Source organism: Sphingopyxis sp. OAS728, from assembly GCF_014873485.1.
Classification (GTDB): domain Bacteria; phylum Pseudomonadota; class Alphaproteobacteria; order Sphingomonadales; family Sphingomonadaceae; genus Sphingopyxis.
Genome location: NZ_JADBDT010000001.1, coordinates 3,226,205 through 3,248,326, shown reverse-complemented (window position 1 = coordinate 3,248,326; position 22,122 = coordinate 3,226,205). Strand labels below are relative to the sequence as shown.

Genomic DNA, 22,122 nt, shown 5'->3' with positions numbered 1-22,122 from the left:
TTCTGTACCGAACCGTATAATGGCGCGATATGAGCACGCGCACCGCCTCGGACAGCAACGATCCCATCGTCGAAAGCCGCGACCAGCTCGCGGCCCCCATGATCAAGGGCGAAAAGCCCAAGGACCGCTGGCGCATCGGCACCGAGCACGAGAAATTCGTCTATCGCACCGCCGACCATCGCGCCCCCAGCTATGACGAGCCCGGCGGCATCCACGACCTGTTGATGGCGCTCACGCGCTTCGGCTGGGAACCGGTTATCGAGGGCGGCAAGGTGATCGCCTTGTCGGGCAGCGACGGCGCGATCAGCCTCGAACCCGCCGGCCAGCTCGAGTTGTCGGGCGCCCCGCTCGAAAACCTCCACCAGACGTGCGCCGAAACCGGCCGCCACCTGAAGCAGGTGAAAGAGGTCGGCGCCGAACTCGGGCTCGGTTTCCTCGGGCTTGGTATGTGGCCCGACAAGACGCGCGCCGAGCTGCCGATCATGCCCAAGGGGCGCTACAAGATCATGCTCGAGCATATGCCGCGCGTCGGCAGCATGGGGCTCGACATGATGCTGCGCACCTGCACGATCCAGACCAACCTCGACTATGCGAGCGAGGCCGACATGGTGCAGAAATTCCGTGTGTCGCTCGCGCTCCAGCCGCTCGCGACCGCGCTCTTCGCCGCGTCGCCCTTCACAGAGGGCAAGCCCAACGGCTATATGTCGTACCGCAGCCATATCTGGACCGACACCGACCCCGCGCGCACCGGCATGCTGCCCTTCGTGTTCGAGGACGGCTTCGGTTACGAGCGCTATGTCGACTATATGCTCGACGTGCCGATGTATTTTGTCTTCCGCGACGGCAAATATATCGACGCCGCGGGGCAGAGCTTCCGCGACTTCCTCAAGGGCGAACTCCCTGCACTCCCTGGCGAGAAACCGCGCCTCTCCGACTGGAACGACCATCTCTCGACCGCCTTCCCCGAAGTGCGCCTCAAAAGCTTCCTCGAAATGCGCGGCGCCGACGGCGGGCCGTGGAACCGTATCTGCGCGCTCCCGGCGCTGTGGGTCGGCCTGCTCTACGACCAGGGCGCACTCGACGCAGCGTGGGATCTGGTCAAAGGCTGGAGCATCGAGGAGCATCAGGTGCTGCGCGATGCCGTCCCCAGCGAAGGCCTCGACGCCCCGGCGCCCGGCGGCGGCACCGTGGGACAGCTCGCCCATCGCGTTCTCGACATCGCGGCGGCGGGCCTTGCCGCACGCGGCGAAGTCAATTCGATGGGCGACAATGAAGTCGGCTTCCTCGAACCGCTCCGCCGCATCGCCAAGAGCGGCAAGTCGCCCGCGCACGACCTGCTCGACCGCTACGAAGGCCCGTGGGGCGGCGACCTCTCGAAGATCTATGACGAACTGAGCTTCTAGGGGCGGTTTTCGTCCCGAAAGTGCAGCAATTGCGCAACACTGCTGACACGAAAGTCAGCGGTGTGAGCTTCTGCGATTGATTGCGCGTGCGTGGAAAGCCAAAGAGCCTTTGGTTTTTCCACTCTCCCATCGTCAACTCTGTTTCAGGAAGCTCGCCATGCGCCACTTTCCTTCCACTATTGCTATAAGCGTCGCCCTTGCCACCACCGCGTGGGCCGCCCCCGCCGCTGCGCAGGACACCGCGCCCGTCGCCGAAGAATCGGGCCTCGGAGACATCGTAGTAACCGCGCAGCGCCGCGAGGAAAGCCTGCAGGATGTGCCCGTCGCCGTCTCGGTGCTGTCGGGCAACACGCTCGACGCGATCACCTCGACCGGCTCGGACGTCCGCGTCCTCGCAGGCCGCGTCCCCAGCCTGAACATCGAAAGCTCGTTCGGCCGCACCTTCCCGCGCTTCTATATCCGCGGCCTCGGCAACACCGATTTCGACCTCAACGCCTCGCAGCCGGTCAGCCTCGTCTATGACGATGTCGTGCTCGAAAACCCGATCCTCAAGGGCTTCCCGATCTTCGACCTCGACCGCGTCGAAGTTCTCCGCGGGCCGCAGGGCACGCTGTTCGGCCGCAACACCCCCGCGGGCATCGTCAAGTTCGACACCGTCAAGCCCGGCAAGACCGGCGGCTATGCGCGCGCCAGCTATGGCCGCTACGGCACGACGCAGGTCGAAGTCGCGGCAGGCGCCGCCGACGACAATGGCTTCTCGGTCCGCCTGTCGACCTTGTTCCAGCATCGTGACAATTGGGTCGACAATATCGCGACCACGAAAAAGAACGATCTCGGCGGCTATGACGACATCGCCGCGCGCCTCCAGCTTCAATATGAGAACGGCCCCTTCACCGGCCGCGTGACCGGACAGGTCCGCATCTATGACGGTTCGGCGATCATCTTCCGCGCCAACACCCAGCTCCCCGGCAGCAACAAGCTCGTCGGCCTCGGCGGCGCGGGCACCGAATTCAAGCGCGACGAAGTCTATCAGGACGGGCTGAATTTCCAGAAGCTCAACACCTATAACGCCGGGCTGAACCTCGAATATGATTTCGGGCCGGTGACCGCTTACTCGATCACCTCCTATTGGAACGGTAATTTCCGCAGCCGCGGCGACATCGACGGCGGTTTCGGCGCTGTGTTCCTGCCCGTGTCGGGTCCGGGGCTCATCCCGTTCCAGGCACAAAGCCAGGACAATGTGCCGAGCCTCGACCAGTTCACGCAGGAAATCCGTATCGCGTCGAACAACAGCGGCGGACTCGGTTATCAGTTCGGCGCCTTCTACTTCGACGAAAAGCTCGACATTTCGAGCTTCGAATTCGGCGGTCCGACCGACGCGACCCCGTCGGCGATCGCGATCCAGCGTCAGGACAGCGAAGCCTATGGCCTCTTCGGCTCGGTCAATTACGAGTTCGACAATGGCTTCAAGCTGCAGGCCGGCGCGCGCTACAACCACGACACGCGCGATTTCGTCGCGTCGCGTCCGGTCGAAACGCGCCCCGATTTCGTCGTGAACCCGAACACGCCGGTTCCGCCGCAGGCCGCCCGCGTAAAGGGCAAGCTGCTGACCTGGGACGCCAGCGCAACCTATGAAGCCTCCGATGCGCTGACCCTCTACGCCCGCGTCGCGCGCGGCTATCGCGCCCCGTCGGTGCAGGGCCGCCTGACCTTCTCGCGCGTCATCTCGACCGCCGATCAGGAAGAGACGATGTCCTACGAAGCCGGCATCAAGACCAGCTTCCTCGACAACCGCGTCCGCTTCAACCTGACCGGCTATTATTTCGACACCAAGGACCTGCAGCTGACCGCGGTCGGCGGCACGTCGAACGTCGCAAGCCTGCTCAACGTCGACGCCAAGGGCCATGGTATCGAGGCCGAGTTGCAGGCGGCACCCGCCAAGGGCCTGACCTTCTCGATCGGCGGCGCATGGAACATCGCCGAGATCGACGATGCCAACGCCTTTGTCGCGGGCTGCGGTTCGGCGACGCCGTGCACCGTGCTCGACCCCGCCCGCCCCGGCAGCCCGGGCATCTTCTCGATCGACGGCAACCAGCTGCCGCAGTCGCCGAAGTTCACGCTCAACTGGACCGCGGGTTATGAAATCCCGGTCGGCGACGGCGCAATCTATGCCTTCACCGACTGGTATTACCGCTCGAAGGTACAGTTCTTCCTCTATCGCTCGGTCGAATTCTCGGACGACAAGCTGCTCGAGGGCGGCGTGCGCGTCGGCTACAAGACCGATCGTTTCGACATTGCGGGCTTCGTGCGCAACGTCACGGGCGATGAATCGCCGACCGGCGGCATCGATTTCAACAACCTAACCAGCTACGTCAACGAACCCCGCATCTATGGCATCGAGGCGGGCTTCAAATTCTAAAAGCCTTCGATCCGCGCGGGGTTTCGCTCCGCGCGGATCGGGCTTCGTTTCCAATTATTTCCATGTTATCATCGCCCTGCAACGATATGGGAGTCGATGATGCGCCGTTTGACCCTAGGCCTTCTCGCCGCTGGCTTGTCGACCACCGCCGCGTCCGCCGCGGATATGCCTTCGCCCGCCGTATTCGGTGTCATGGGCTATTCCGAGAATGTCCGAACCTATCCCTTTAGCCGGAACAATAGCCCGAAGGCGGTTATGGAACGGCTCGACCGGCTGTGCGCCAGCAAGCGACGCAGCGACCAGCAGCAATGCGAACAGGCCTGGCGCGCGATCAACGCGGCCTATGCCGAGTTGCAGGCCAAGCGCGCCGCCGCGGCCGGTGCCGTGAAGGACTAGGCGACCGGCCCGACGCGCTCGTCGGGCTCGAGGCGGATCAGCGGGCGCGTTCGCCCCGTCAGCTTCGCGAAGAAGCGCGGGATCAGTGCATGCTCCTGCGCCCAATTCCAATATCGGGCATAGGCAGGATCGGCGAGGAGATGCTTCTCCTCGGTCTTGGCGCGCCAATAATAGACCCCGCTGACCAGCCCGAGCAGGATCACATTGCGCACCCCCTCGACCCAGCCGCCCGCGGTGACGAGGAAGGGCAGCGAACCGACCCACCAGCTCAAATTCTTCGAAATATAGGCCGGGTGGCGCGTGAACTTGTAGGGGCCGTGCGTGATCACGCCGCGGTGCGTCAGGTTCGAAAAGCGGATGCCGAACGCCATCGTCGCCCAGCTGTAGATCGCGGTGAGCGCGACGAGCACGACACCCCAGGCGACGAGCAGGCCATAATGACCCTCCAGCCAATAGCCCCAGTCCGACCCGTTGACCTGATAGTCGAGCGGGCCGCCGTTCATCAGGATGAAGGGCGGATAGCACACCAGCGCCGCGACCCACGCCATGCCATAGGGATTGGCGGTGCGGATATGCGCATCGAGCGGCTTCAACGTCAGGATATAGCCGACCGTCGCGATATGGACGTCGACGAGGTAGAGGAAATTGATCGCCCACAGCCCCATCATATAGGGATTGGCGAACACCTCGCTCATCGGCACCGTGACCAGTGAGGAGAAATTGCCCGGCACGATCGACAGCATGAAGGCGGTGAAAAACCCCTTCACCGCCCAGGCGCGCAGATGGTGCCCGATTGCCTTGCCGTCGACCGGCTGGCCGGGCGCGATCAGCCAGCGGCCGAACTGCCAGCACCCGTCGCGCGGTTCGATCATGCGGCGGTCGAGCCACAGCATATAGGGCACCGAGACGAGCAGCAGCCACGGCGCAACCGTCTCGAGCAGGTTCATGGAAAAAGCGTAATTGCCCTCCCAATAATAACGCATCGTCGCATAGATCAGCGCGATCAGCCCCCATGTCGCCCACATGCCGGCTAGCTTGGTCAGGCTGATATCGATCGTCTCGCGCCACGGGCGCCGTTGCGTCCAGTCGATACCGGTCGAGGGATTGCGATGCACCTTGTCGACGAAGATCGACCACAGGACCATCGGCAGCCCGCAGGCGAGCACGCTGGCGATCGCCGAATTCGGCCCGTTCATCGCCCCGCGCGTTCCCCAGTCGATGCCGAGGAACGCCGCAATGTCGGGTGCAAAGCGCGCGATCAACAAATAGCTGACCAAACCTGCGAGCCCGACGATGCCGACCCCGGCGCTGACCGCCGAACGGGGACGAAGGCCTGTCGGCGCGGACGGCGCGTCTGCCGGTTCGATTGTGCCTGATGGAGCGGATTTGGCCATGATATTCACCCGCTTAGCGTTACCGCAAAAGGGTAAGCAACCCGTCAACTGGAATCACCGATTCGCTGGCGCTTTCCTGCCAAAACGGCAGCATTCCTAAGGTTTGACACCGTTCACCGCATGTTGGTTTCGACTCAGCCCGAGTCGCCGCCCAAAGATTCGCGCCACGGTAACGAGCCTGATAAAGCGCGCATCAATCGGGGCGGAGGGCTCCAATAAAACACAAGATGGGGTCGCCACTTGTCATCGAAAACAACGGGTCTGCGCGATTTGCGCCAGCGGTTTTCTGCGCTGTTTCAGGACCATGAAATCTTCGTTCGCACGCACGGTCATGTCCGATTCCTGCGCGTCAGCGCCGTCTGGCAAAAGCGCGTCGCGCTGATCGCCGGCATCGTGCTGCTCGCTTGGGCGGGCGCTACGCTCGCGGTGCTCGTCAACCAGTTGCTCACTTCGGGTGAGCGCGCCGCGGTCGCGCAGCAACAAGCAGCCGCTGCGGCATCAGAAGCGCGGATCGCCAAATATCGCGACAATGTCGCCGAAACCGCCGCCGATCTCGAAGACCGGCAGGAACAGCTCGAGGAATGGTCGAAGGTCCACTTCGGCGTCGAGCCCGCAGCGGTTACGCCCGAAGCCCATGCCGACGGTGCGGCGCCGGTTGCCGAACAGGCGCCGCTCAAGACCAGCGCGTTGATCGACCCGAACCTGCCGCCCGAAGCGCAAATTCTTGCCCGCCTCGAAGCGCGGCAGGAAGATTTCGCCAATCGCCTGCTCACCGCGGTCAACGAACGCGCGGCCAAGGCCGAAGGCGCGGTGGCCAAGCTCGGCATGAACCCCGCCGCGCTGGTTCGCAACGCTGCGGCCGGCCGCGGTGGTCCGTTCATTCCCTATCGCGGCGGCAAGGGCCGCGCGAGTTCGCTCGGCAAGTCGTTTGCCGCGCTCGAAAGCGCGCTGTTCCGCATGGAAGTGCTCGAACGCACGCTCGTCGCGATCCCGTCGGGGCAACCCGCGAACGTGCTGATGCTCTCGTCGAGCTTCGGCTATCGCAGCGACCCATTTACCGGCGCCGGCGCGATGCACTCGGGGCTCGATTTCCCCGGCCCGATGGGCACGCCGATCCTCGCCGCCGCCCCCGGCCGCGTCGTTTATGTCGGCCAGAAGTCGGGTTACGGCAATGTCGTCGAAGTCGATCACGGTCAGGGCATCCTGACCCGCTACGCCCACTTGTCGGGCTTTACGTCCAAGGTTGGCGCACAGGTCGCCGCCGGCGAGCAGATCGCCAAAATGGGCTCGACCGGCCGTTCGACCGGCAGCCACCTGCATTTCGAAGTCCGTTTGAACGGCGTCGCGGTCAACCCGCGCCGCTTCCTGGAGGCCAAAGCCGATGTTCTCGAAGTCAAAGACGACGCCCGACAGCGAGTCGGTTCCGTCGCTGCCGCCCGTGGTGCCCGCTAAGATGGCGACGGGCGCGCGTCACACGACCTTTTCGATCCTCGGATCGGACGTCGTCGTCACCGGCAATGTCGCTGCCAGCGTCGACCTGCACGTCGACGGCAAGATCGACGGCGACTTGAAGTGCGCCAATCTCGTCCAGGGCGAGGCGAGCGAGATCAAGGGGGCGGTCGTCGCCGAAACCGCGAAGATCGCCGGCCTGCTCGACGGGTCGATCGAGGCCAAGACGCTGATCGTCCACGCGACCGCGCGGATCACCGGCGATGTCGTCTATGAAACGATCACGATCGAAAATGGCGGCAAGGTCGAGGGCAAGCTGAGCCACCGCCGCCATGGCGCCGCCGCGGCGAAAGCCCCGCCGCCGCTCGAAGTCGTCTCCAACTAACGTCGGTTCTGGCCAGGGCCGCGTCCGCGCGGCCCTCAATTCGATATCGCGACCTCGCGGCCCGACGCGCGGCCCGGCATGTCATAATGCCGCTGGACGACCACCTTATTGCGTCCACCGCGCTTCGCATCATAGAGCGCCTCGTCGGCGAGCCGGTAGAGTTGCTGGAAATCGCACGCCGGCCGAACCTCGGCAACCCCGACGCTGGCCGTAACCAGCCGTTCGCCCACCGCCTCGCTATGATCGCACGCCGCGATCCCCCGCCGGATGCTTTCGGCGAACCGGCCGAGGATGATCCCTTCCATCCCGATCGTCAGCAGCCCGAATTCTTCGCCACCGAGCCGCGCGACGGTGCACATCGGCCCTTCCCAGCGCTCGATCCGGCGCGCGATGCCGCACAGGACGACGTCGCCAACATCGTGGCCGTAAATATCGTTGACCGACTTGAACCGGTCGATGTCGACGAGCAGCAGCGCCGCCGGCAGATTGTCGGCGCGCGCGCGCTCGAGCAGCGGCGTCACGCTCTCGACAAAACCGCGGCGATTGGGCAGCCCGGTCAACGGATCGCGCCGCGCGAGTTGCTGCGCCTGCGCCTCGGCGCTGCGCGCATGGTCGCGCTCGATCCGGAGATGCCCGAGCCGGCGCGTCGCCGCGGCGGCGAGCCACAACGCTTGCCAGGTCGCAGCGGCGAGCACGAGCAGCTTCGACCCGCCGCCCCACAGGCCGTCCTCGACGTCGATGACATGGATGATCGCGAGCACCGCCATCGGCAGCCCCCATGCCGCGAGGAAATCGCGCGCCTCGACCGAACCGCGCCGCCACGCCCAGCCGACATAGGCGGTCACCGCCAGCAGGTCGGCGATCACCACCAGCCCTAGGACATCGGCGAGCGCCCCCAGGCTGCTGCCGCGGATCAGCGCCAGCGGGATGCCGGCGATGCCGACGCCAAGGCCCAGGGCGAGCACGGCGGTCCGCAGCCCCTCCGGCACCCGGCCGCGGTCGACTGCGGTCGCCGCGCTGACCGTCGCGAGCGCGATGGCAAGGCACGAGAGGAAAGTGCAGATCTGCGTCGTCACCGTCCCCGCCAATCCGGGTACGAGCGCCAGATGCACCTGCGACCAGAGCGTGCCCCACAGCAGCATCGTGCCCGACCACGCCGCCTGCCAAGCGAGATATTGGCGGCGCACCGCAAAGGCGAGCGACAGGCTGTAGATGCAGCTGACCAAGAGCAAAGTGAGCGCAGCACCGACCGCCGCCGCCATGCCCGCCGATTGCATCCCCGCCTCGGCTTTCGGGACGATCCGCGCGTGGACGAATTGATGCCCCGAAAGACGATCGAAGCGCATCGTCACCGCCGTCAGCGCCGCATTGCGCTCGGGCGCCTCGAACAATATCTGCCCGCCCGCGCGCCAATATGGTCCGTAATCGCCGGCGCGCACCTGCTGCCATCGCGTCGTGCCGTCGGCATAGGAAAAGGCGACCGCGAGCCGATCGAAGCGCGACTGATGGACCATCAGCGCGATATCGCCGCGCTGTGCGTCCACACCGTCCAGCGGCGCGCGGAGCCAGAGGCTTGCCTGTTGATAACCGGCGGGCGTTCCGCGGCACGAAAAGCGAAGCTTGGAAAGGCTGCTATCGGCAACCGTGGCCGCACTTTGCGCGTGGCAAAGGTCGCGATCGACATCGAGCGTCACCGCCGCCACCGGCGCTGCCCACAGCGCGAACGCAAGGACGGCAAAGCCGAAGCCCAGCCGGCCGCGCAGGTGTGCCAGAAGATGTGCCGCCACGATCATCCCACCCCCATCGCATCAATATGTTCGGAAATCTTTACCATCGTCGCAACAGTCGCACGAGCCTACGACCGACCGGCACGCATCCGAACCGCGATCCGGTCGCCCAAGCCAACGGCTTCGGCTCGCTGGACCGCGACCTTGATCGGCAAAAAATAGCCGCCCTCGCGCGGAAAGAGCGAGGTCGCGAACAGCGTGTCGCCGACGGTCGCCACCACCGGCACGACGCCCCAGCCATAGCTTTGGGTCATCGCGGCGTATCGGATGGCACCGATATGCTCGTCGGGAACCGGCGCGAAAAGAAACGGCGCCGGCCCGCGCCATTCGATGATCTCGGCTTCAAAGATAATCTCTTCCATCAGTTCCTCGGTGCCTGCCGACGGTAACTGAGCGCCTCGGCGATATGGATGCGCCCGATATCCTGCGCACCCGCCAGATCGGCAATCGTGCGCGCGACGCGCAATATCCGAGTGTAGCCACGCGCCGACAGTCGCATCGCCTCGGCGGCCTGCGCCAACAGCTTGCGTCCGGCCTCGTCGGGGGTCGCGACCGCCTCCAAGAGCTCGCCGTCGATCTCGGCATTGGTCCGCGCCTTGTGCCCGGCATAGCGCGCGGTCTGCACGTCGCGCGCCGCCGCGACGCGCGCCGCGACCTCGGCGCTGCCCTCGGCGGGCGGCGGCAGGACGAGGTCGGCGGCGCTCACCGCCTGCACCTCGACGTGGAGGTCGATGCGATCGAGCAACGGCCCCGACAGCTTCGCCTGATAATCGGCGGCGCAGCGCGGCGCGCGGCTGCACGCGAGCGCGGGATCGCCGAGATGCCCGCAGCGGCACGGGTTCATCGCAGCAACGAGCTGGACACGAGCGGGGAAGGTCACATGAGCATTGGCGCGCGCAACGCTGACCTCGCCCGTTTCGAGCGGCTGGCGCAGCGAATCGAGCACGCCGCGCTGAAATTCGGGCAGTTCGTCGAGGAACAGCACACCGAGATGCGCGAGGCTGACCTCGCCCGGCCGCACGCGCAGCCCGCCGCCAACGAGCGCGGGCATCGACGCCGAATGGTGCGGCGCGCGAAAGGGCCGCGCGCGCACCAGCCGCCCGCCCTCGAGCGTTCCCGCGACCGAGGCGATCATCGACACTTCGAGCGCCTCGGCGGGGGTGAGGTCGGGGAGGATCCCGGGCATGCACGCCGCCATCAGCGACTTCCCCGCACCCGGCGGACCCGACATCATCAGATTATGCGCGCCGGCGGCGGCGATTTCGAGCGCGCGTTTTGCGGTCTCCTGTCCTTTTACCTGACGAAGGTCGGCGGCGCGTGCGGGGATTTCGACCTCGCCCGGCACCGGCGGCGACAGCGGCGCATGGCCCTTGAAATGATTGAGCAGCGACAGGAGGTCGGGGGCGCCGAGCACCTCGACATTGCCCGCCCATGCCGCCTCGGGGCCTTGTGCAGCGGGGCAGATCAGCCCGCGCTCGACGCTGCCCGCATGGATCGCCGCGAGCAGCACGCCCGGCGATGCCGCAACGCGCCCGTCGAGGCCGAGTTCACCGACGACCACATAGGAGGCGAGCGTTTCGGCGTCGATCACCCCCATCGCACCGAGCAGGGCGAGTGCGATCGGGAGGTCGTAGTGCGAGCCTTCCTTGGGCAGGTCGGCGGGCGACAGGTTGACCGTGATGACCTTGGGCGGGAGCGACAGGCCGATCGCGGCGATTGCGGCACGGACGCGCTCGCGGCTTTCGCCGACCGCCTTGTCGGGCAGGCCGACGACGACGAAGCGCGGCACGCCGGGCGTGATCTGGCACTGCACCTCGACCCCGCGCGCGTCGATGCCAAGATAGGCCGTGGTTGAAACGACTGCGACCATATTCCCCCCGGAACAGCAACGTTGTGCCCCCTTTGTTCCGATGCCTTTTTAGGCGAAGTGGCGGGAAGGTCGAGTCTTTTTCGGAAGTTGCCGAAAGTGCCGCGAAGCGTAAGTCGGATTGCAGATTTGACAACATACCAACTAGTCGGTATGTTGATTCGCATGACGACGAATCGCCCCCCTTCCCTCCCCGCAGCCGCCGCCCGCGAAGTCCCCCCGGCGGGCGGCGGTAGTGCGGGCGCTCGCGCGCCGCGCGGCAGCGCGCGGGCGAAGCTGATCGCCGCGGCGCACGCCACGGTGCGCAAGCAGGGTTATGCGGCAACGACGGTCGACCAGATTTGTGCGGCGGCGGGCGTGACCAAGGGCGCCTTCTTCCACCATTTCGCATCGAAGGAAGAGCTGGCGATCGCGGCGGCCGAAGGCTGGACCGAACGCGCGCGGCCGATGTTCGAGCTCGCGCCGCATGTGAAGCTGGAAGACCCGCTCGACCGCTTGCTCGGCCATATCGATTTCCGCCTGTCGATGCTCGACGGGCCCACCGAGGATTACACCTGCTTCGTCGGCACGATGGTGCAGGAGGCCTATTCGACGAACGACCGCATCCGCGCGGCGTGCGAGGCGAGCATCAACGCCTATTGCGAAGCGCTGGCGCCCGACATCGCCGCGGCGATGAAAGTATATGGCGTGCCCGACGACGTCACCGCGATCGGCCTTGCCCAGCATGTCCAGTCAGTGCTGCAGGGCGCCTTCGTCCTGGCGAAAACGACAAACGATCCGGCGATTGCGCGCGGCACCGTCACCCATTTGAAGCGTTATGTCCGGATGCTGTTCGGCGCGGGATGCGCGCCATGATGCGACGGGTAATTGCCGCCGCGCACCGCGCACGCTGACAACAACAAACCGACACCCCCAAGGAGAGACGAGATGTCCAAGATGATCTTCGTGAACCTGCCGGTCGCCGATCTTGCCAAGTCGAAGGCCTTCTACGAGGGGCTCGGCTTCACCCACGAGCCGCGCTTCAGCGACGAGACCGGCGCCGCGATGGTGTGGTCCGAAACGATCTTCGTGATGATCCTGACCCACGACAAGTGGAAAGGCTTCACCGACCGCCCGATCGCGCCGCGCGGTTCGAGCGAGGTGTCGCTCGCGCTGGCGCTGGGCAGCCGTGAGGAAGTCGACGCGATGATCGAGGCGGGCGCGGCGCATGGCGGGACCGCCGACGTCAACCCGGTGCAGGATCATGGCTTCATGTACGGCCGCGACCTGCTCGACCCCGACGGCCATGTCTGGGGCCCCTTCTGGATGGACCCGGCGGTCGCCAATGGCGAGCAGCCCGTCCCCGAAGTTGCCGCCCAGTAAAGACAGTCGCAGCGGACGACCGGCCATCGCCGGCGCCGCAAACCAGTCAACCTCAATAACCACCCCCCAAGGAGAGAGTAGATGCCCCAGATGATTTTCGTGAACCTGCCGGTCACCGACCTCGAGAAGTCGAAAGCTTTTTATGAAGCGGTCGGCGCGGCGAACAACCCCGCCTTCACCGACGACACCGCCGCGTGCATGGTGGTCGAGGAAGGATCCATCCACGTCATGCTGCTGACGCATGAAAAATGGGCGACCTTCACCTCGAAGAAAATCCCCGACGCGCACACGAGCGCACAGGTCCTGATCTGCGTGTCGGCCGACAGCCGCGAAGCGGTGGACGGACAGGTCGACAAGGCGGTCAAGGCGGGCGGCAAGGCCGACCCGACCCCGACGCAGGATTTCGGCGGCTTCATGTACGGCCGCAGCTTCGAAGATCCCGACGGCCATATCTGGGAAGTGATGTGGATGGACCCGACCGCGATCCCCGCCGGCGAACCCGCCGAAGCCACCGCATAAAAGAGCAAAAGGGAGGAGGAAGAGGATGACAGACCAGCAAAGCGGAAAGGGTCAGTTGATCGCGGGCCATGTTTTGAGCGGCCTCGTGATCCTCTTCCTCCTCTTCGACGCCGGGCTCAAGCTCGTGTCGCCCGAGACGGCGATCAAATATAGCCCGCCGGGGCTCGGATGGCCGCTCGACGTGCCGACGATGACGATGCTCGGAACGCTGCTGCTGATCCCGACGCTGCTTTATATCTGGCCGCGCACCGCGATCCTCGGTGCGATCCTGATCACCGGCTATCTCGGCGGCGCGATCGGCACGCATGTGCGCATCGGCAGCCCGCTGTTCAGCCACAGCCTGTTTGGCGTCTATCTGGGCGTCATGCTGTGGGGCGGCTTGTGGCTGCGCGATCCGCGCCTCCGCGCGCTGATCCCGCTCCGCGCAGGAGCAGCGGCATGAGCTTTCAGGCCTATCTCGACAATGTCGAAACCAAGACCGGCAAATCGGCCGACGCGCTGAAAGCCATCGCGATCGACAAGGGCCTCGCCGACGAAAGCGGGCTGGCCCCCGGCGTCAAACCCGGTGCGATCATCGACTGGCTGAAGAGCGATTTCGACCTCGGCCACGGCCACGCGATGTCGATCGTCGCCTATATCAAAGGCAAACGGAGCTAGTCTCCGTCTACAGAACAAGAGGATAGTTCGATGACACGACGCTCTCCCCTCCCCGCGCTTGCCTCCGCCTTCGCCCTGATCGCGGTCGCAGCGACGATCGCCGCCGCGGCGCAGCCGGCGGCCGCACAAACGCCCGGCGCGGGCCAGCCCGCCGCCAATGCTCCGCAAGCCGGCCATGCCGATGTTGCCGGCGCGGCGATCCATTATCAGGTTTATGGCGATCTCAAATCGGGAAAGACCCCGCTGGTCGTCCTGCACGGCGCCTTCATGTCCGCCGACGCGATGAAGCCGTTGATCGATCCGCTCGCCGCGACCCGGCCGGTGATCGCGGTCGATGCGCGCGGCCATGGGCGGTCGGGCGGGGTCGACGGACCGCTGAGCTATGACCGGATGGCCGACGATACCGCCGCAGTGCTCGACAGGCTGGGCGTCGCAAAGGCCGACGTGCTTGGTTATTCGATGGGCGGATCGACCGCGGTCGCGCTCGCCGTCAAGCACCCCGACAGGATCGGCAAGCAGGTGATCCTGTCGGCGACCTCGCGGCTCGACGGCTGGTATCCCGAAGTGCTGGCGGGAATATCGAAGCTGACCCCCGACATCTTCGCGGGCAGCCCGATCGACACCGAGTATAAGCGCCTGTCACCCGCGCCGCAGAAATTCCCGGTGCTTGTCGCCAATATCAAGTCGCTCGACGCGACGCCCTTCGGCTGGTCCGACGCCGCGGTCCGCGCGATCCCCGGCCGCACGATGGTGATCATCGGCGATGCCGACGGCGTGACGCTCGATCATGCGATCCAGCTGTTCAAGCTGCGCGGTGGCGGTGATGTCGCCGCGGCGACGCAGGGTTTCCTGACCGCTGCGCCCAAGGCGCGGCTCGCGATCCTGCCCGCGACCTCGCATATCGGGATCATGGGCGAAATTCCCGCGATCGCCGCGATGGTCACGCCGTTTCTCGACGACAAGGCGCCGCCGCCGCCATCTTTCTAATTCCCTAAAACAAAAGTGAGAGGAGTTCCCCCATGCCCGTCAATCCCGACAGCAAGATCGAAGTCACCGCTTTCGACTGGGTCCCCGACTTCGCGCGCGGCTATGTCCGCGACCTGCGCCCCCGCTGGGCGTGCGAAGAAATCGGCCTCGACTATGCCGAGCATCTGATCAGCGCGATCAACCGCCCCGCCGACCATTTCCTGTTCCAGCCATGGGGACAGGTGCCGGTGCTGAACGACGGCGGGATCCGCCTGTTCGAAAGCGGCGCGATCCTGCTCCACCTCGCCGAGAAGGACGCGCGGCTGATGCCCCGCGACCCGCAGGCGCGCGCGAACACGCTCGCGTGGTTGTTCGCCGCCTATAACAGCGTCGAGCCGATGCTGTTCGAGCTGGGCAATGTCGATATTTTCTCGACCGAAGAAGAATGGGCGAAGCTGCGCCGTCCGAGCCTGATCGAATTCATCCAGGGCCGGCTCGGCCGCCTGAACGACGCGATTGGCGACAAGGAATATCTGACGGGCGAATTCAGCGTCGCCGACATCGCGATGGCCACCGTGCTGCGCGAAGCCGTCGAGGCGGGGCTGATCGCCGAGCAGCCGCGGTTGCAGGCCTATCTCGACCGCTGCCTCGCCCGCCCCGCCTTCCAGCGCGCGATGGACGCGCAGCTGGCCGCCTTCAGCGAAGAAGCGGGACCGCCCGCCGCCTGAAACCCTCCCACCCCCCTAAGGAGAGACAAGATGACCTATGTAGAAGGATTTGTGGTCGCGGTGCCGACCGCCAACAAGGAAGCCTATCGCAAACATGCCGCCGACGCGGCGCATCTGTTCAAGGAATTCGGCGTCGCGCGCATGGTCGAATGCTGGGGCGACGACGTCCCCGATGGCAAGGTGAACGACTTCAAGGGCGCAGTGCAGGCAAAACCCGACGAAACCGTCGTGTTCAGCTGGTTCGAATATCCCGACCGGGCGACGCGCGACGCCGCGAACGAAAAGATGATGAGCGATCCGCGCATGGCGGCGATGGGCGGCGAAATGCCGTTCGACGGCAAGCGCATGATCATCGGCGGATTCGATTCGATCGTCGACGACCGGGCAGAGGGCCAGACGGCCTATGTCGACGGCTATCTCGTGCCCGTCCCCGACGGCAACAAGGAAGCCTATCGCGCGATGGCGGAGAAGGCGTCCGAAGTGTTCCGCGACTATGGCGCGACGCGCGTCGTCGAAGCGTGGGCCGACGACGTCCCCGACGGTCAGGTCACCGACTATGCCCGCGCCGCGCACAAGAAGGATGGCGAGAGCGTCGTCTACAGCTGGGTCGAATGGCCGAGCAAGGAAGCGCGCACCACGGGCTGGGAAAAGATGATGACCGACGAGCGGATGAAGCACGATCCCGCGACCAACCCGTTCGACGGCGCGCGCATGATCTATGGCGGCTTCGCGCCGATCGTCGAGGCCTGATCTTCTCACCCTCCCCTTCAGGGGAGGGCAGCGAGACCCGGCAGCTTGCTGCCTGGTCGCAGCGGGTGGGGGCCGGCGGCCTTGCACAATCTCGTTGGCCCCCACCCCAACCCAGTGACAGGTCGGTCATGCTCCCAGCATGACCGACCTGTCCGGGGGACAGTTTACCTGCCACTCCTGAAGGGGAGGGGCTTTGGAGAGACCAATGCCCAGCACGGAACAAACGGAAACGCGCACCGCGTCCTGCCAGTGCGGCACGGTGACGCTCGAACTCACCGGCAAGCCGATCATGGCGGCGACCTGCTATTGCCAGAGCTGCCGGACGGCGGGGCATGTATTCGAAGCGCTTCCGGGTGCGCCGGCGGTGGTCGGTGCGGACGGCGGGACGCCCTATGTGCTGGTGCGCAAGGACCGGCTCCGGTGGTTGTCGGGGTCGGAGCAACTCGATGAGCATCGGCTGACCCCCGAGTCGCCGACACGGCGCTTTGTCGCGCGATGCTGCAATTCGCCGATCGCACTCGAATTCACCAAGGGCCATTGGCTGAGTGTCTATTCGGCGCGCATCCCCGAAGGCGAGCGCCCGCCGACCGAGATGCGGACGATCGTCGGCGACCGGCCCGCGGGTGTCGAACTGCCCGACGACATCCCCAATTACAAATCGCCGTCGGGCAAGTTCATGTGGCGGCTGCTCACCGCGTGGGCCGCGATGGGCTTTCGTGCCCCGCCGATCGAAGCGACGAAAGGATATGCACGATGACGAGGATACAACATCTGTCCTTCCCGAACGAGAGCCAGGCCTATCGCACCGCGCGCGCCGCGCTGCTCGACGACGAGATCGCGCTGCGCCGCCAGATCGAGGCGGTTGCGGCCAAGCGTCGCGCGCTCCCGCCGGGCGGCGAAGTGCCCGAAGATTATGAATTCGAGCGGATCGGCGCATATCAGCGCCCCGAGCGCGTGAAGCTGTCCGAGCTGTTCGAAGGCAAGCCGAGTATCATAATGCAAAGCTTCATGTTCGGGTCCGAGCGCGACAAGCCATGCAACGGCTGCACGCATATGCTCGATGCGATCGACGGCAGCGCGCGTCATGTCGGGCAGCGCGCCCCGCTCTATGTCGTCGCCAAATCGCCGATCGCGCGGCTCGAGGCTTGGGCGAAGGACCGGCGCTGGCCGCACCTTGTCTTCCTGTCCGATATCGATGGCCGCTATTCGGCCGATTATTTCGGCGACACATCGAAAATCAGCGACGCCAAGCGCGCCCAACGCGGCATGAAGCCCGGCGAGAATTGGGACGAGACGATCTTCAACGTCTTCCACAGGGATGGCGGCGACATCCGCCATGTCTGGGCGAGCGAGATGGCCTATGCCCCCGACGACCCCGGCCAGCACCACCGCGCGGGCGACCTCGTCGATCCGCTCTGGGGGCTGCTCGACATGACGCCCGAGGGGCGCGGCGACTGGTTCCCCAGCCTGACCTATTGAAACCAACGATGAGGAGAGAGACGATGGCCGAAGCTTCGAATTTCATCTGGTACGAACTGATGACAGGCGATCCCGCAGGCGCCGCGGCCTTTTATGGCGCGGTGGTCGGCTGGACGATCGAGTCGACGGGCCTGCAGACCGCGGGCGGGGTCGATTACCGCATGATCGGGCGCAGCGACGGCGGCAATGCCGGCGGCGTGCTCGCGCTCAATGCCGAGATGATCGCGGGCGGCGCGCGGCCGGTCTGGCTCGGCTACCTCCACGTCGCCGACGTCGACAAGGCGGTCGATGCGATCACGGCCGACGGCGGCGCAGTCCAGATGCCCGCGATGGACATCCCGGTCGGACGTATCGCGATGGTCACCGATCCGCAGGGGGCGCCCTTCTATATCATGGATCCGATCCCGCCCGAGGGCGGCGGCGAAAGCGACGTCTTTTCGGTCACCGAGGCGCAGCGCGTCCGCTGGAACGAACTCGCGACCAGCGACCCCGCCGCCGCGATCGCTTTCTATAAGAAGCATTTCGGCTGGGGGCAGGAGGGCGAGATGGATATGGGCGAGCTGGGCGCGTACCGCTTCATCCAGCGCGGCGATGTCGGGCTGGGCGCGGTGATGCCGCTGATGGAAGGCTATCCGGTGCCGGTGTGGAATTTCTATATCGGGGTCGACGATATCGACCGCGCGCGTGAGGCGGTGGCCGCGAACGGCGGCACGATCACCAACGAACCGATGGAAATCCCGGGCGGCGAATATGCGATGAACGCGATCGATCCGCAGGGCGCGCCGATCGGCTTCGTCGGCCCGAAGAAATAACCCTCAACCCCAGGAGAGAGATGATGCCCAAGCAGCCTGCAACGCTGTGCCTCTGGTACAATGACGACGCCGAAGAGGCCGCCAATTTCTATGCCGCGACTTTTCCCGACAGCAAGGTCGGACAGGTCCACCGTGCCCCGGCCGACAATCCGAGCAGCAAGGAAGATGCGGTGCTGACGGTCGACTTCACCGTGCTCGGTTTCCCATGCATCGGCCTCAACGGCGGCACCGCGTTCAAACATAGCGAGGCCTTTTCCTTCCAGGTCCACACCGACACGCAGGAGGAAACCGACCGGCTGTGGAACGCGATCGTCGGCAATGGCGGACAGGAGAGCATGTGCGGCTGGTGCAAGGACAAATGGGGCATCTCGTGGCAGATTACCCCGCGCGTCTTGACCGATGTGATGACGAGCGGCGACAAGGCGGCCGCCAAGCGCGCGTTCGAGGCGATGATGTCGATGAAGAAAATCGACGTCGCGAAGATCGAGGCCGCGATCGAGGGAGGGTAAAATGGCGCAGCGGGGGAAACCGGCCTTATTCGCATGGCTGCTCTGCGGCACGCTCGACATTGTCTATGCGGCGGTTTCGAGCGTGGTGCAGGGGGGCACCGTCTCGTCGATGCTCCATGCGGTGGCGAGCGGGCCGTTCGGCAAGGCCGCGCGCGGCTGGGGCATCGGCGGCGATATCGCGGGGCTGGCGACGCATTATGCGATCATGGGCGCGATGGTCGCGGCGTGGTTCTTCGTCGCGCGGCGCTGGAGCGCATTGACCGCATGGCCGTGGTGGCTGACGGGCACGCTTTACGGGCTGCTGCTCTATGTCATCATGAACGGCGTGGTGCTGCCGTGGCGCTTCGACTTGCCCTTCCCGCCGACCGACCTCGCCAGGGGCGCGGTGACGCTTTTCCCGCATATTTTCTTCGTCGGCTGGCCGCTCGCCTGGCTGACACGCAAGGATCGTAATTGATGCTGATTTTTTATGGCCACCCCTTTTCCTCCTACACATGGAAGGTGCTGATCGCGCTGTACGAGAAGGGGATCGAGTTCGACTATCGCTCGGTCGATCCCGCGTTTCCCGACCATATGCCCGAACTGAAGGCGCACTGGCCGGTCGGGCAGTTCCCGCTGCTCGTCCATGACGGCGTGCCTTGGTTCGAAACGTCGATCATCATCGAATATCTCGACCATCTGGTGCCCGAGCCGCGCATGATCCCGCAGGAGTTCGACGCGGCGCTCAAGGTCCGGCTGTTCGACCGCATCTTCGACCATCATGTGATGAACCGGATGCAGGAGGTGGTAAACGACGCGCTGCGCGGGCCCGAAAATCACCTGCCGATCATCGTCGAACAGACGCATGCAAGGCTCGACACGATCTACGCGTGGCTCGACAAGGAATTGGCGGGCGGTGGCTGGGCGACGCCCTATGGCTTTACCATGGCCGATTGCGCCGCGGCGCCGTCGCTTTTCTATGCCGACTGGGTCTATCAGATCCCCGAAAAATACGAGAATTTGCGCGCCTATCGCGCGCGGCTGCTCGCGCATCCCACCGTGTCGCGCTGCGTCGAGGATGCGCGGCCGTACCGGCCTTACTTTCCGCTCGGCGCGCCCGACCGCGATTGAAAATAGACGTCCCGAAACGGGGTTAACAGCACGCTGACGCTGCCTATTCGCCATTTGATAGGCGCGCACGCGCGAAGGCGGACACATGGTTTCGCCGTCCGCCTTCGTTCGTACGCTCATCATCGCCGCACTCGCGGCGGTGCTAGCGTTCGCGCCGGCGCAGGCACAGCAGGTCGTGACGATCACCACGACGACGGTGACGTGGACCTATGACGATGCCGGCGACGACGACGGCGCAGAATATATCGACGAGGAAGCCGCGCTCCTCGATGACGAGGCGCTTGCCGAGGATGCCGGTTTCGCGGCGACGCGGCGCTATGCACCCACCGCCACCCTCGCGACGCTCGGTCACGCCAAGGCGACCTATGGTCCCTTCTCGGTGATCGACGGGACGACCGTCCGCATGGCGGGCGACGTCACCTCGGCGACGCCGCGCCAGTTCGCGGCGATGCTCGCCGCCCACCCCGGGCTCAAGCGGCTCGAGATGACCGACTGCCCCGGCAGCCTCGACGAGGAGGCGAACCTGATCCTCGCGCGTGCGATCCGCCGTCAGGGCATGGAGACGGTCGTTCCCGCAGGCGGCTCGATCCGCTCGGGCGCGGTCGAGCTGTGGCTCGCCGGTACGACGCGCCGCGCCGCGCCCGATGCCGAATTCGGCGTGCATAGCTGGGCCGACGAATATGGCCGCGAAGCGAACGACTATCCGGCGAACGATCCGGTCCATGCCGAATATCTCAGCTATTATCGCGAAATGGGGATGGATAACGCCAAGGCGCGTGCCTTTTACGCGCTGACCAACAGCACCCCGTTCGACGACGTCCGCTATCTGACGCGCGACGATATGGCACGCTTCGTCACGCTCAACTGACGCCGCAGCGTTTTGGTCGCTGCTTTATCCTTGTAACACGCCGCCGCCTCCCCCACATCGCCCGCATGGCGAAACGGAGCCTCTATCAGCGATTGCGATCGAACGTGCAGGTCCGCCTCGCGCTGTTCATCCTCGGCGTCGTGATGATGGCAATCTCGCCGATCGTCGGCATTTTGCCCGGCCCCGGCTTCATCATCCTCTTCCCGCTCGGGCTGATGCTGTGCCTTCAGAACAGCGCATGGGCGAAGCGCATCTACGTCCGCTTCAAATGGCGTCACCCGCGCTATGCCGCGTGGACCGACCGCGTGATGCGGCGCGCGAGCGCGGCGCGGAAACGCGAGCGCGCGGCAGTCGATGCGATCAAAAAGGCGGCTTTCCACGGCAAGGCACCGGAAAACCGCGCCAATGGCGATTGACTTTGCCCCGACTCTCGCTTATCCGCGCCCCCATCAGTGGCCGCCCACGTTTGGCGGCCCTTTTCTGTTAGAGCCTTTAGAGAGAATTTGGGGATACCGCGATGAAGCGTACCTATCAACCGAGCCGCCTCGTTCGCAAGCGTCGCCACGGTTTCCGCGCCCGCAAGGCGACTGTCGGCGGCCGCAAGGTTCTCGCCAACCGCCGCGCCCAGGGCCGCAAGAAGCTGTCGGCCTGATCGCTGACGCTTCTGCGCCAGCCCGTCTGGTGCGAACGCTTTCAAAACGCAGCGAATTTCTGGCCGCCAACCGCGGCCTTCGCTTCCCCATGCCCGGCTTTGTCCTGCTCGTCCGCCACCGCGGCGACGGAGAGGAAGCGCTGGGCATTGGCTATACCGTCAGCAAGAAGGTCGGCAACGCCGTCACGCGCAACCGGATGAAACGCCGCTTTCGCGAACTCGCGCGCGCCGCCTTGCCCGAATCGGGAATCGCCGGCGCCGACCATGTCCTGATCGGCCGCCCGGGCGCCAACGACATGCAATTTGCCGAGTTGGGCGAGCATCTCGATTCGGCGCTGAAGCGCGCGGCGAAGAAGCTCGCGAAACCGACATGATCGCGAAATTGCTCATCCTGATCGCGCGCGGCTGGCAACTCGGCCCGTCGCGCATCCTTCCCCCCACCTGCCGTTATGCCCCGTCGTGCAGCGAATATGCGATCGTCGCGCTTCGCCGCCATGGTGCGATCAAGGGTGGCTGGCTGGCGACAAAGCGGCTATTGCGCTGCCATCCTTGGGGCGGGCACGGGTACGACCCCGTTCCCTGATCATTCCCGACATCCGTTTTAGACGAA

Annotated in this window: 28 protein-coding genes and 1 pseudogene; 25 read left to right on the top strand and 4 right to left on the bottom strand. The window is 65.4% G+C overall.

Annotated features, from left to right (window positions below; all coding sequences use genetic code 11):
• Positions 1–29: 29 nt before the first annotated feature.
• The 3 genes from GGC65_RS15400 to GGC65_RS15390 all read left to right on the top strand — a co-directional run bounded on the left by GGC65_RS15400 (position 30) and on the right by GGC65_RS15390 (position 4,218).
• Entirely contained in the window at positions 30–1,403 is a 1,374-nt protein-coding gene (locus GGC65_RS15400; RefSeq protein ID WP_192647965.1) for a glutamate--cysteine ligase, read from the top strand.
• Positions 1,404–1,560: 157 nt separating this feature from the next.
• Positions 1,561–3,822 (top strand): TonB-dependent receptor, encoded by a 2,262-nt coding sequence (locus GGC65_RS15395; protein ID WP_192647964.1) that lies wholly within the window; start codon positions 1,561–1,563, stop codon positions 3,820–3,822.
• 99 nt (positions 3,823–3,921) lie between these two features.
• The gene (locus tag GGC65_RS15390; protein WP_192647963.1) at positions 3,922–4,218 is read left to right on the top strand and encodes a hypothetical protein; all 297 of its coding nucleotides are present in this window, start codon (positions 3,922–3,924) and stop codon (positions 4,216–4,218) included.
• Here the strand turns inward: GGC65_RS15390 and GGC65_RS15385 are convergent.
• Complete coding sequence (locus GGC65_RS15385) at positions 4,215–5,612, bottom strand: isoprenylcysteine carboxylmethyltransferase family protein (protein WP_192647962.1); 1,398 nt, start codon at positions 5,610–5,612, stop codon at positions 4,215–4,217. The genes GGC65_RS15390 and GGC65_RS15385 overlap by 4 nt on opposite strands.
• Positions 5,613–5,852: 240 nt before the next feature.
• Between GGC65_RS15385 and GGC65_RS15380 the strand changes: the two genes are divergently transcribed.
• Together GGC65_RS15380 and GGC65_RS15375 are read left to right on the top strand one after the other, a co-directional pair.
• Positions 5,853–7,064 (top strand): M23 family metallopeptidase, encoded by a 1,212-nt coding sequence (locus GGC65_RS15380; protein WP_192647961.1) that lies wholly within the window; start codon positions 5,853–5,855, stop codon positions 7,062–7,064.
• Position 7,065: 1 nt separating this feature from the next.
• The gene (locus tag GGC65_RS15375; protein WP_192649561.1) at positions 7,066–7,446 is read left to right on the top strand and encodes a bactofilin family protein; all 381 of its coding nucleotides are present in this window, start codon (positions 7,066–7,068) and stop codon (positions 7,444–7,446) included.
• Positions 7,447–7,481: 35 nt separating this feature from the next.
• Here GGC65_RS15375 and GGC65_RS15370 read toward each other — a convergent pair whose 3' ends face one another.
• The 3 genes from GGC65_RS15370 to GGC65_RS15360 all read right to left on the bottom strand — a co-directional run bounded on the left by GGC65_RS15370 (position 7,482) and on the right by GGC65_RS15360 (position 11,103).
• Entirely contained in the window at positions 7,482–9,233 is a 1,752-nt protein-coding gene (locus GGC65_RS15370) for a GGDEF domain-containing protein (protein ID WP_318780173.1), read from the bottom strand.
• 68 nt (positions 9,234–9,301) lie between these two features.
• Positions 9,302–9,595 carry a DUF1905 domain-containing protein gene (locus GGC65_RS15365; RefSeq protein ID WP_192647959.1) on the bottom strand — a complete coding sequence of 98 codons (294 nt, stop codon included), beginning with the start codon at positions 9,593–9,595 and terminating at the stop codon, positions 9,302–9,304.
• Entirely contained in the window at positions 9,595–11,103 is a 1,509-nt protein-coding gene (locus tag GGC65_RS15360) for a YifB family Mg chelatase-like AAA ATPase (RefSeq protein ID WP_192647958.1), read from the bottom strand. The genes GGC65_RS15365 and GGC65_RS15360 overlap by 1 nt, the downstream gene beginning before the upstream one ends.
• 162 nt (positions 11,104–11,265) lie before the next feature.
• On the opposite strand from GGC65_RS15360, the gene GGC65_RS15355 reads away from it, so the two are divergent.
• The 20 genes and pseudogenes from GGC65_RS15355 (at position 11,266) to yidD (ending at position 22,095) form a co-directional block, all read left to right on the top strand.
• A complete protein-coding gene (locus GGC65_RS15355; RefSeq protein ID WP_192647957.1) occupies positions 11,266–11,955 on the top strand; it encodes a TetR/AcrR family transcriptional regulator in 690 nt (229 codons plus the stop codon).
• A gap of 72 nt (positions 11,956–12,027) precedes the next feature.
• Positions 12,028–12,462 (top strand): VOC family protein, encoded by a 435-nt coding sequence (locus GGC65_RS15350; RefSeq protein WP_192647956.1) that lies wholly within the window; start codon positions 12,028–12,030, stop codon positions 12,460–12,462.
• Positions 12,463–12,543: 81 nt separating this feature from the next.
• Positions 12,544–12,981, top strand: coding sequence for a VOC family protein (locus tag GGC65_RS15345; RefSeq protein ID WP_192647955.1), 438 nt, complete (start codon positions 12,544–12,546; stop codon positions 12,979–12,981).
• 25 nt (positions 12,982–13,006) lie between these two features.
• A complete protein-coding gene (locus tag GGC65_RS15340) occupies positions 13,007–13,423 on the top strand; it encodes a DoxX family protein (RefSeq protein WP_192647954.1) in 417 nt (138 codons plus the stop codon).
• The gene (locus tag GGC65_RS15335; protein ID WP_192647953.1) at positions 13,420–13,638 is read left to right on the top strand and encodes a DUF4287 domain-containing protein; all 219 of its coding nucleotides are present in this window, start codon (positions 13,420–13,422) and stop codon (positions 13,636–13,638) included. The genes GGC65_RS15340 and GGC65_RS15335 overlap by 4 nt, the downstream gene beginning before the upstream one ends.
• A gap of 30 nt (positions 13,639–13,668) precedes the next feature.
• Positions 13,669–14,625, top strand: coding sequence for an alpha/beta fold hydrolase (locus GGC65_RS15330; RefSeq protein WP_192647952.1), 957 nt, complete (start codon positions 13,669–13,671; stop codon positions 14,623–14,625).
• Between the two features lie 32 nt (positions 14,626–14,657).
• Entirely contained in the window at positions 14,658–15,332 is a 675-nt protein-coding gene (locus tag GGC65_RS15325) for a glutathione S-transferase family protein (RefSeq protein ID WP_192647951.1), read from the top strand.
• Positions 15,333–15,362: 30 nt separating this feature from the next.
• A pseudogene (locus GGC65_RS23440) lies at positions 15,363–15,710 on the top strand (DUF1428 domain-containing protein); the annotation flags it as partial.
• Positions 15,684–16,082: a DUF1428 domain-containing protein gene (locus GGC65_RS23435; RefSeq protein ID WP_413052755.1), complete on the top strand. Its 399-nt coding sequence runs from the start codon at positions 15,684–15,686 to the stop codon at positions 16,080–16,082. The pseudogene GGC65_RS23440 and the gene GGC65_RS23435, both read left to right, overlap by 27 nt.
• A gap of 205 nt (positions 16,083–16,287) precedes the next feature.
• Positions 16,288–16,839, top strand: coding sequence for a GFA family protein (locus GGC65_RS15315; RefSeq protein ID WP_192647949.1), 552 nt, complete (start codon positions 16,288–16,290; stop codon positions 16,837–16,839).
• Positions 16,836–17,561 (top strand): DUF899 family protein, encoded by a 726-nt coding sequence (locus GGC65_RS15310; RefSeq protein WP_192647948.1) that lies wholly within the window; start codon positions 16,836–16,838, stop codon positions 17,559–17,561. Before GGC65_RS15315 ends, GGC65_RS15310 begins: the two co-directional genes overlap by 4 nt.
• 23 nt (positions 17,562–17,584) lie before the next feature.
• A complete protein-coding gene (locus tag GGC65_RS15305; RefSeq protein ID WP_192647947.1) occupies positions 17,585–18,373 on the top strand; it encodes a VOC family protein in 789 nt (262 codons plus the stop codon).
• Positions 18,374–18,393: 20 nt separating this feature from the next.
• Positions 18,394–18,882 carry a VOC family protein gene (locus GGC65_RS15300; RefSeq protein ID WP_192647946.1) on the top strand — a complete coding sequence of 163 codons (489 nt, stop codon included), beginning with the start codon at positions 18,394–18,396 and terminating at the stop codon, positions 18,880–18,882.
• Position 18,883: 1 nt separating this feature from the next.
• Positions 18,884–19,339, top strand: coding sequence for a hypothetical protein (locus tag GGC65_RS15295; protein WP_192647945.1), 456 nt, complete (start codon positions 18,884–18,886; stop codon positions 19,337–19,339).
• On the top strand, positions 19,339–19,992 hold the full coding sequence (locus tag GGC65_RS15290; protein WP_225940844.1) for a glutathione S-transferase family protein: 654 nt from the start codon (positions 19,339–19,341) through the stop codon (positions 19,990–19,992). The genes GGC65_RS15295 and GGC65_RS15290 overlap by 1 nt, the downstream gene beginning before the upstream one ends.
• An 85-nt stretch (positions 19,993–20,077) precedes the next feature.
• Positions 20,078–20,860, top strand: coding sequence for an alpha/beta hydrolase (locus tag GGC65_RS15285; RefSeq protein ID WP_192647943.1), 783 nt, complete (start codon positions 20,078–20,080; stop codon positions 20,858–20,860).
• Between the two features lie 65 nt (positions 20,861–20,925).
• Entirely contained in the window at positions 20,926–21,276 is a 351-nt protein-coding gene (locus GGC65_RS15280) for a hypothetical protein (protein WP_192647942.1), read from the top strand.
• Positions 21,277–21,377: 101 nt separating this feature from the next.
• A complete protein-coding gene (gene rpmH, locus GGC65_RS15275) occupies positions 21,378–21,512 on the top strand; it encodes a 50S ribosomal protein L34 (RefSeq protein ID WP_054586364.1) in 135 nt (44 codons plus the stop codon).
• An 89-nt stretch (positions 21,513–21,601) separates the two neighbouring features.
• On the top strand, positions 21,602–21,886 hold the full coding sequence (gene rnpA, locus GGC65_RS15270; RefSeq protein ID WP_413052731.1) for a ribonuclease P protein component: 285 nt from the start codon (positions 21,602–21,604) through the stop codon (positions 21,884–21,886).
• A complete protein-coding gene (gene yidD, locus GGC65_RS15265; RefSeq protein ID WP_192647940.1) occupies positions 21,883–22,095 on the top strand; it encodes a membrane protein insertion efficiency factor YidD in 213 nt (70 codons plus the stop codon). Before rnpA ends, yidD begins: the two co-directional genes overlap by 4 nt.
• Positions 22,096–22,122: the final 27 nt, after the last annotated feature.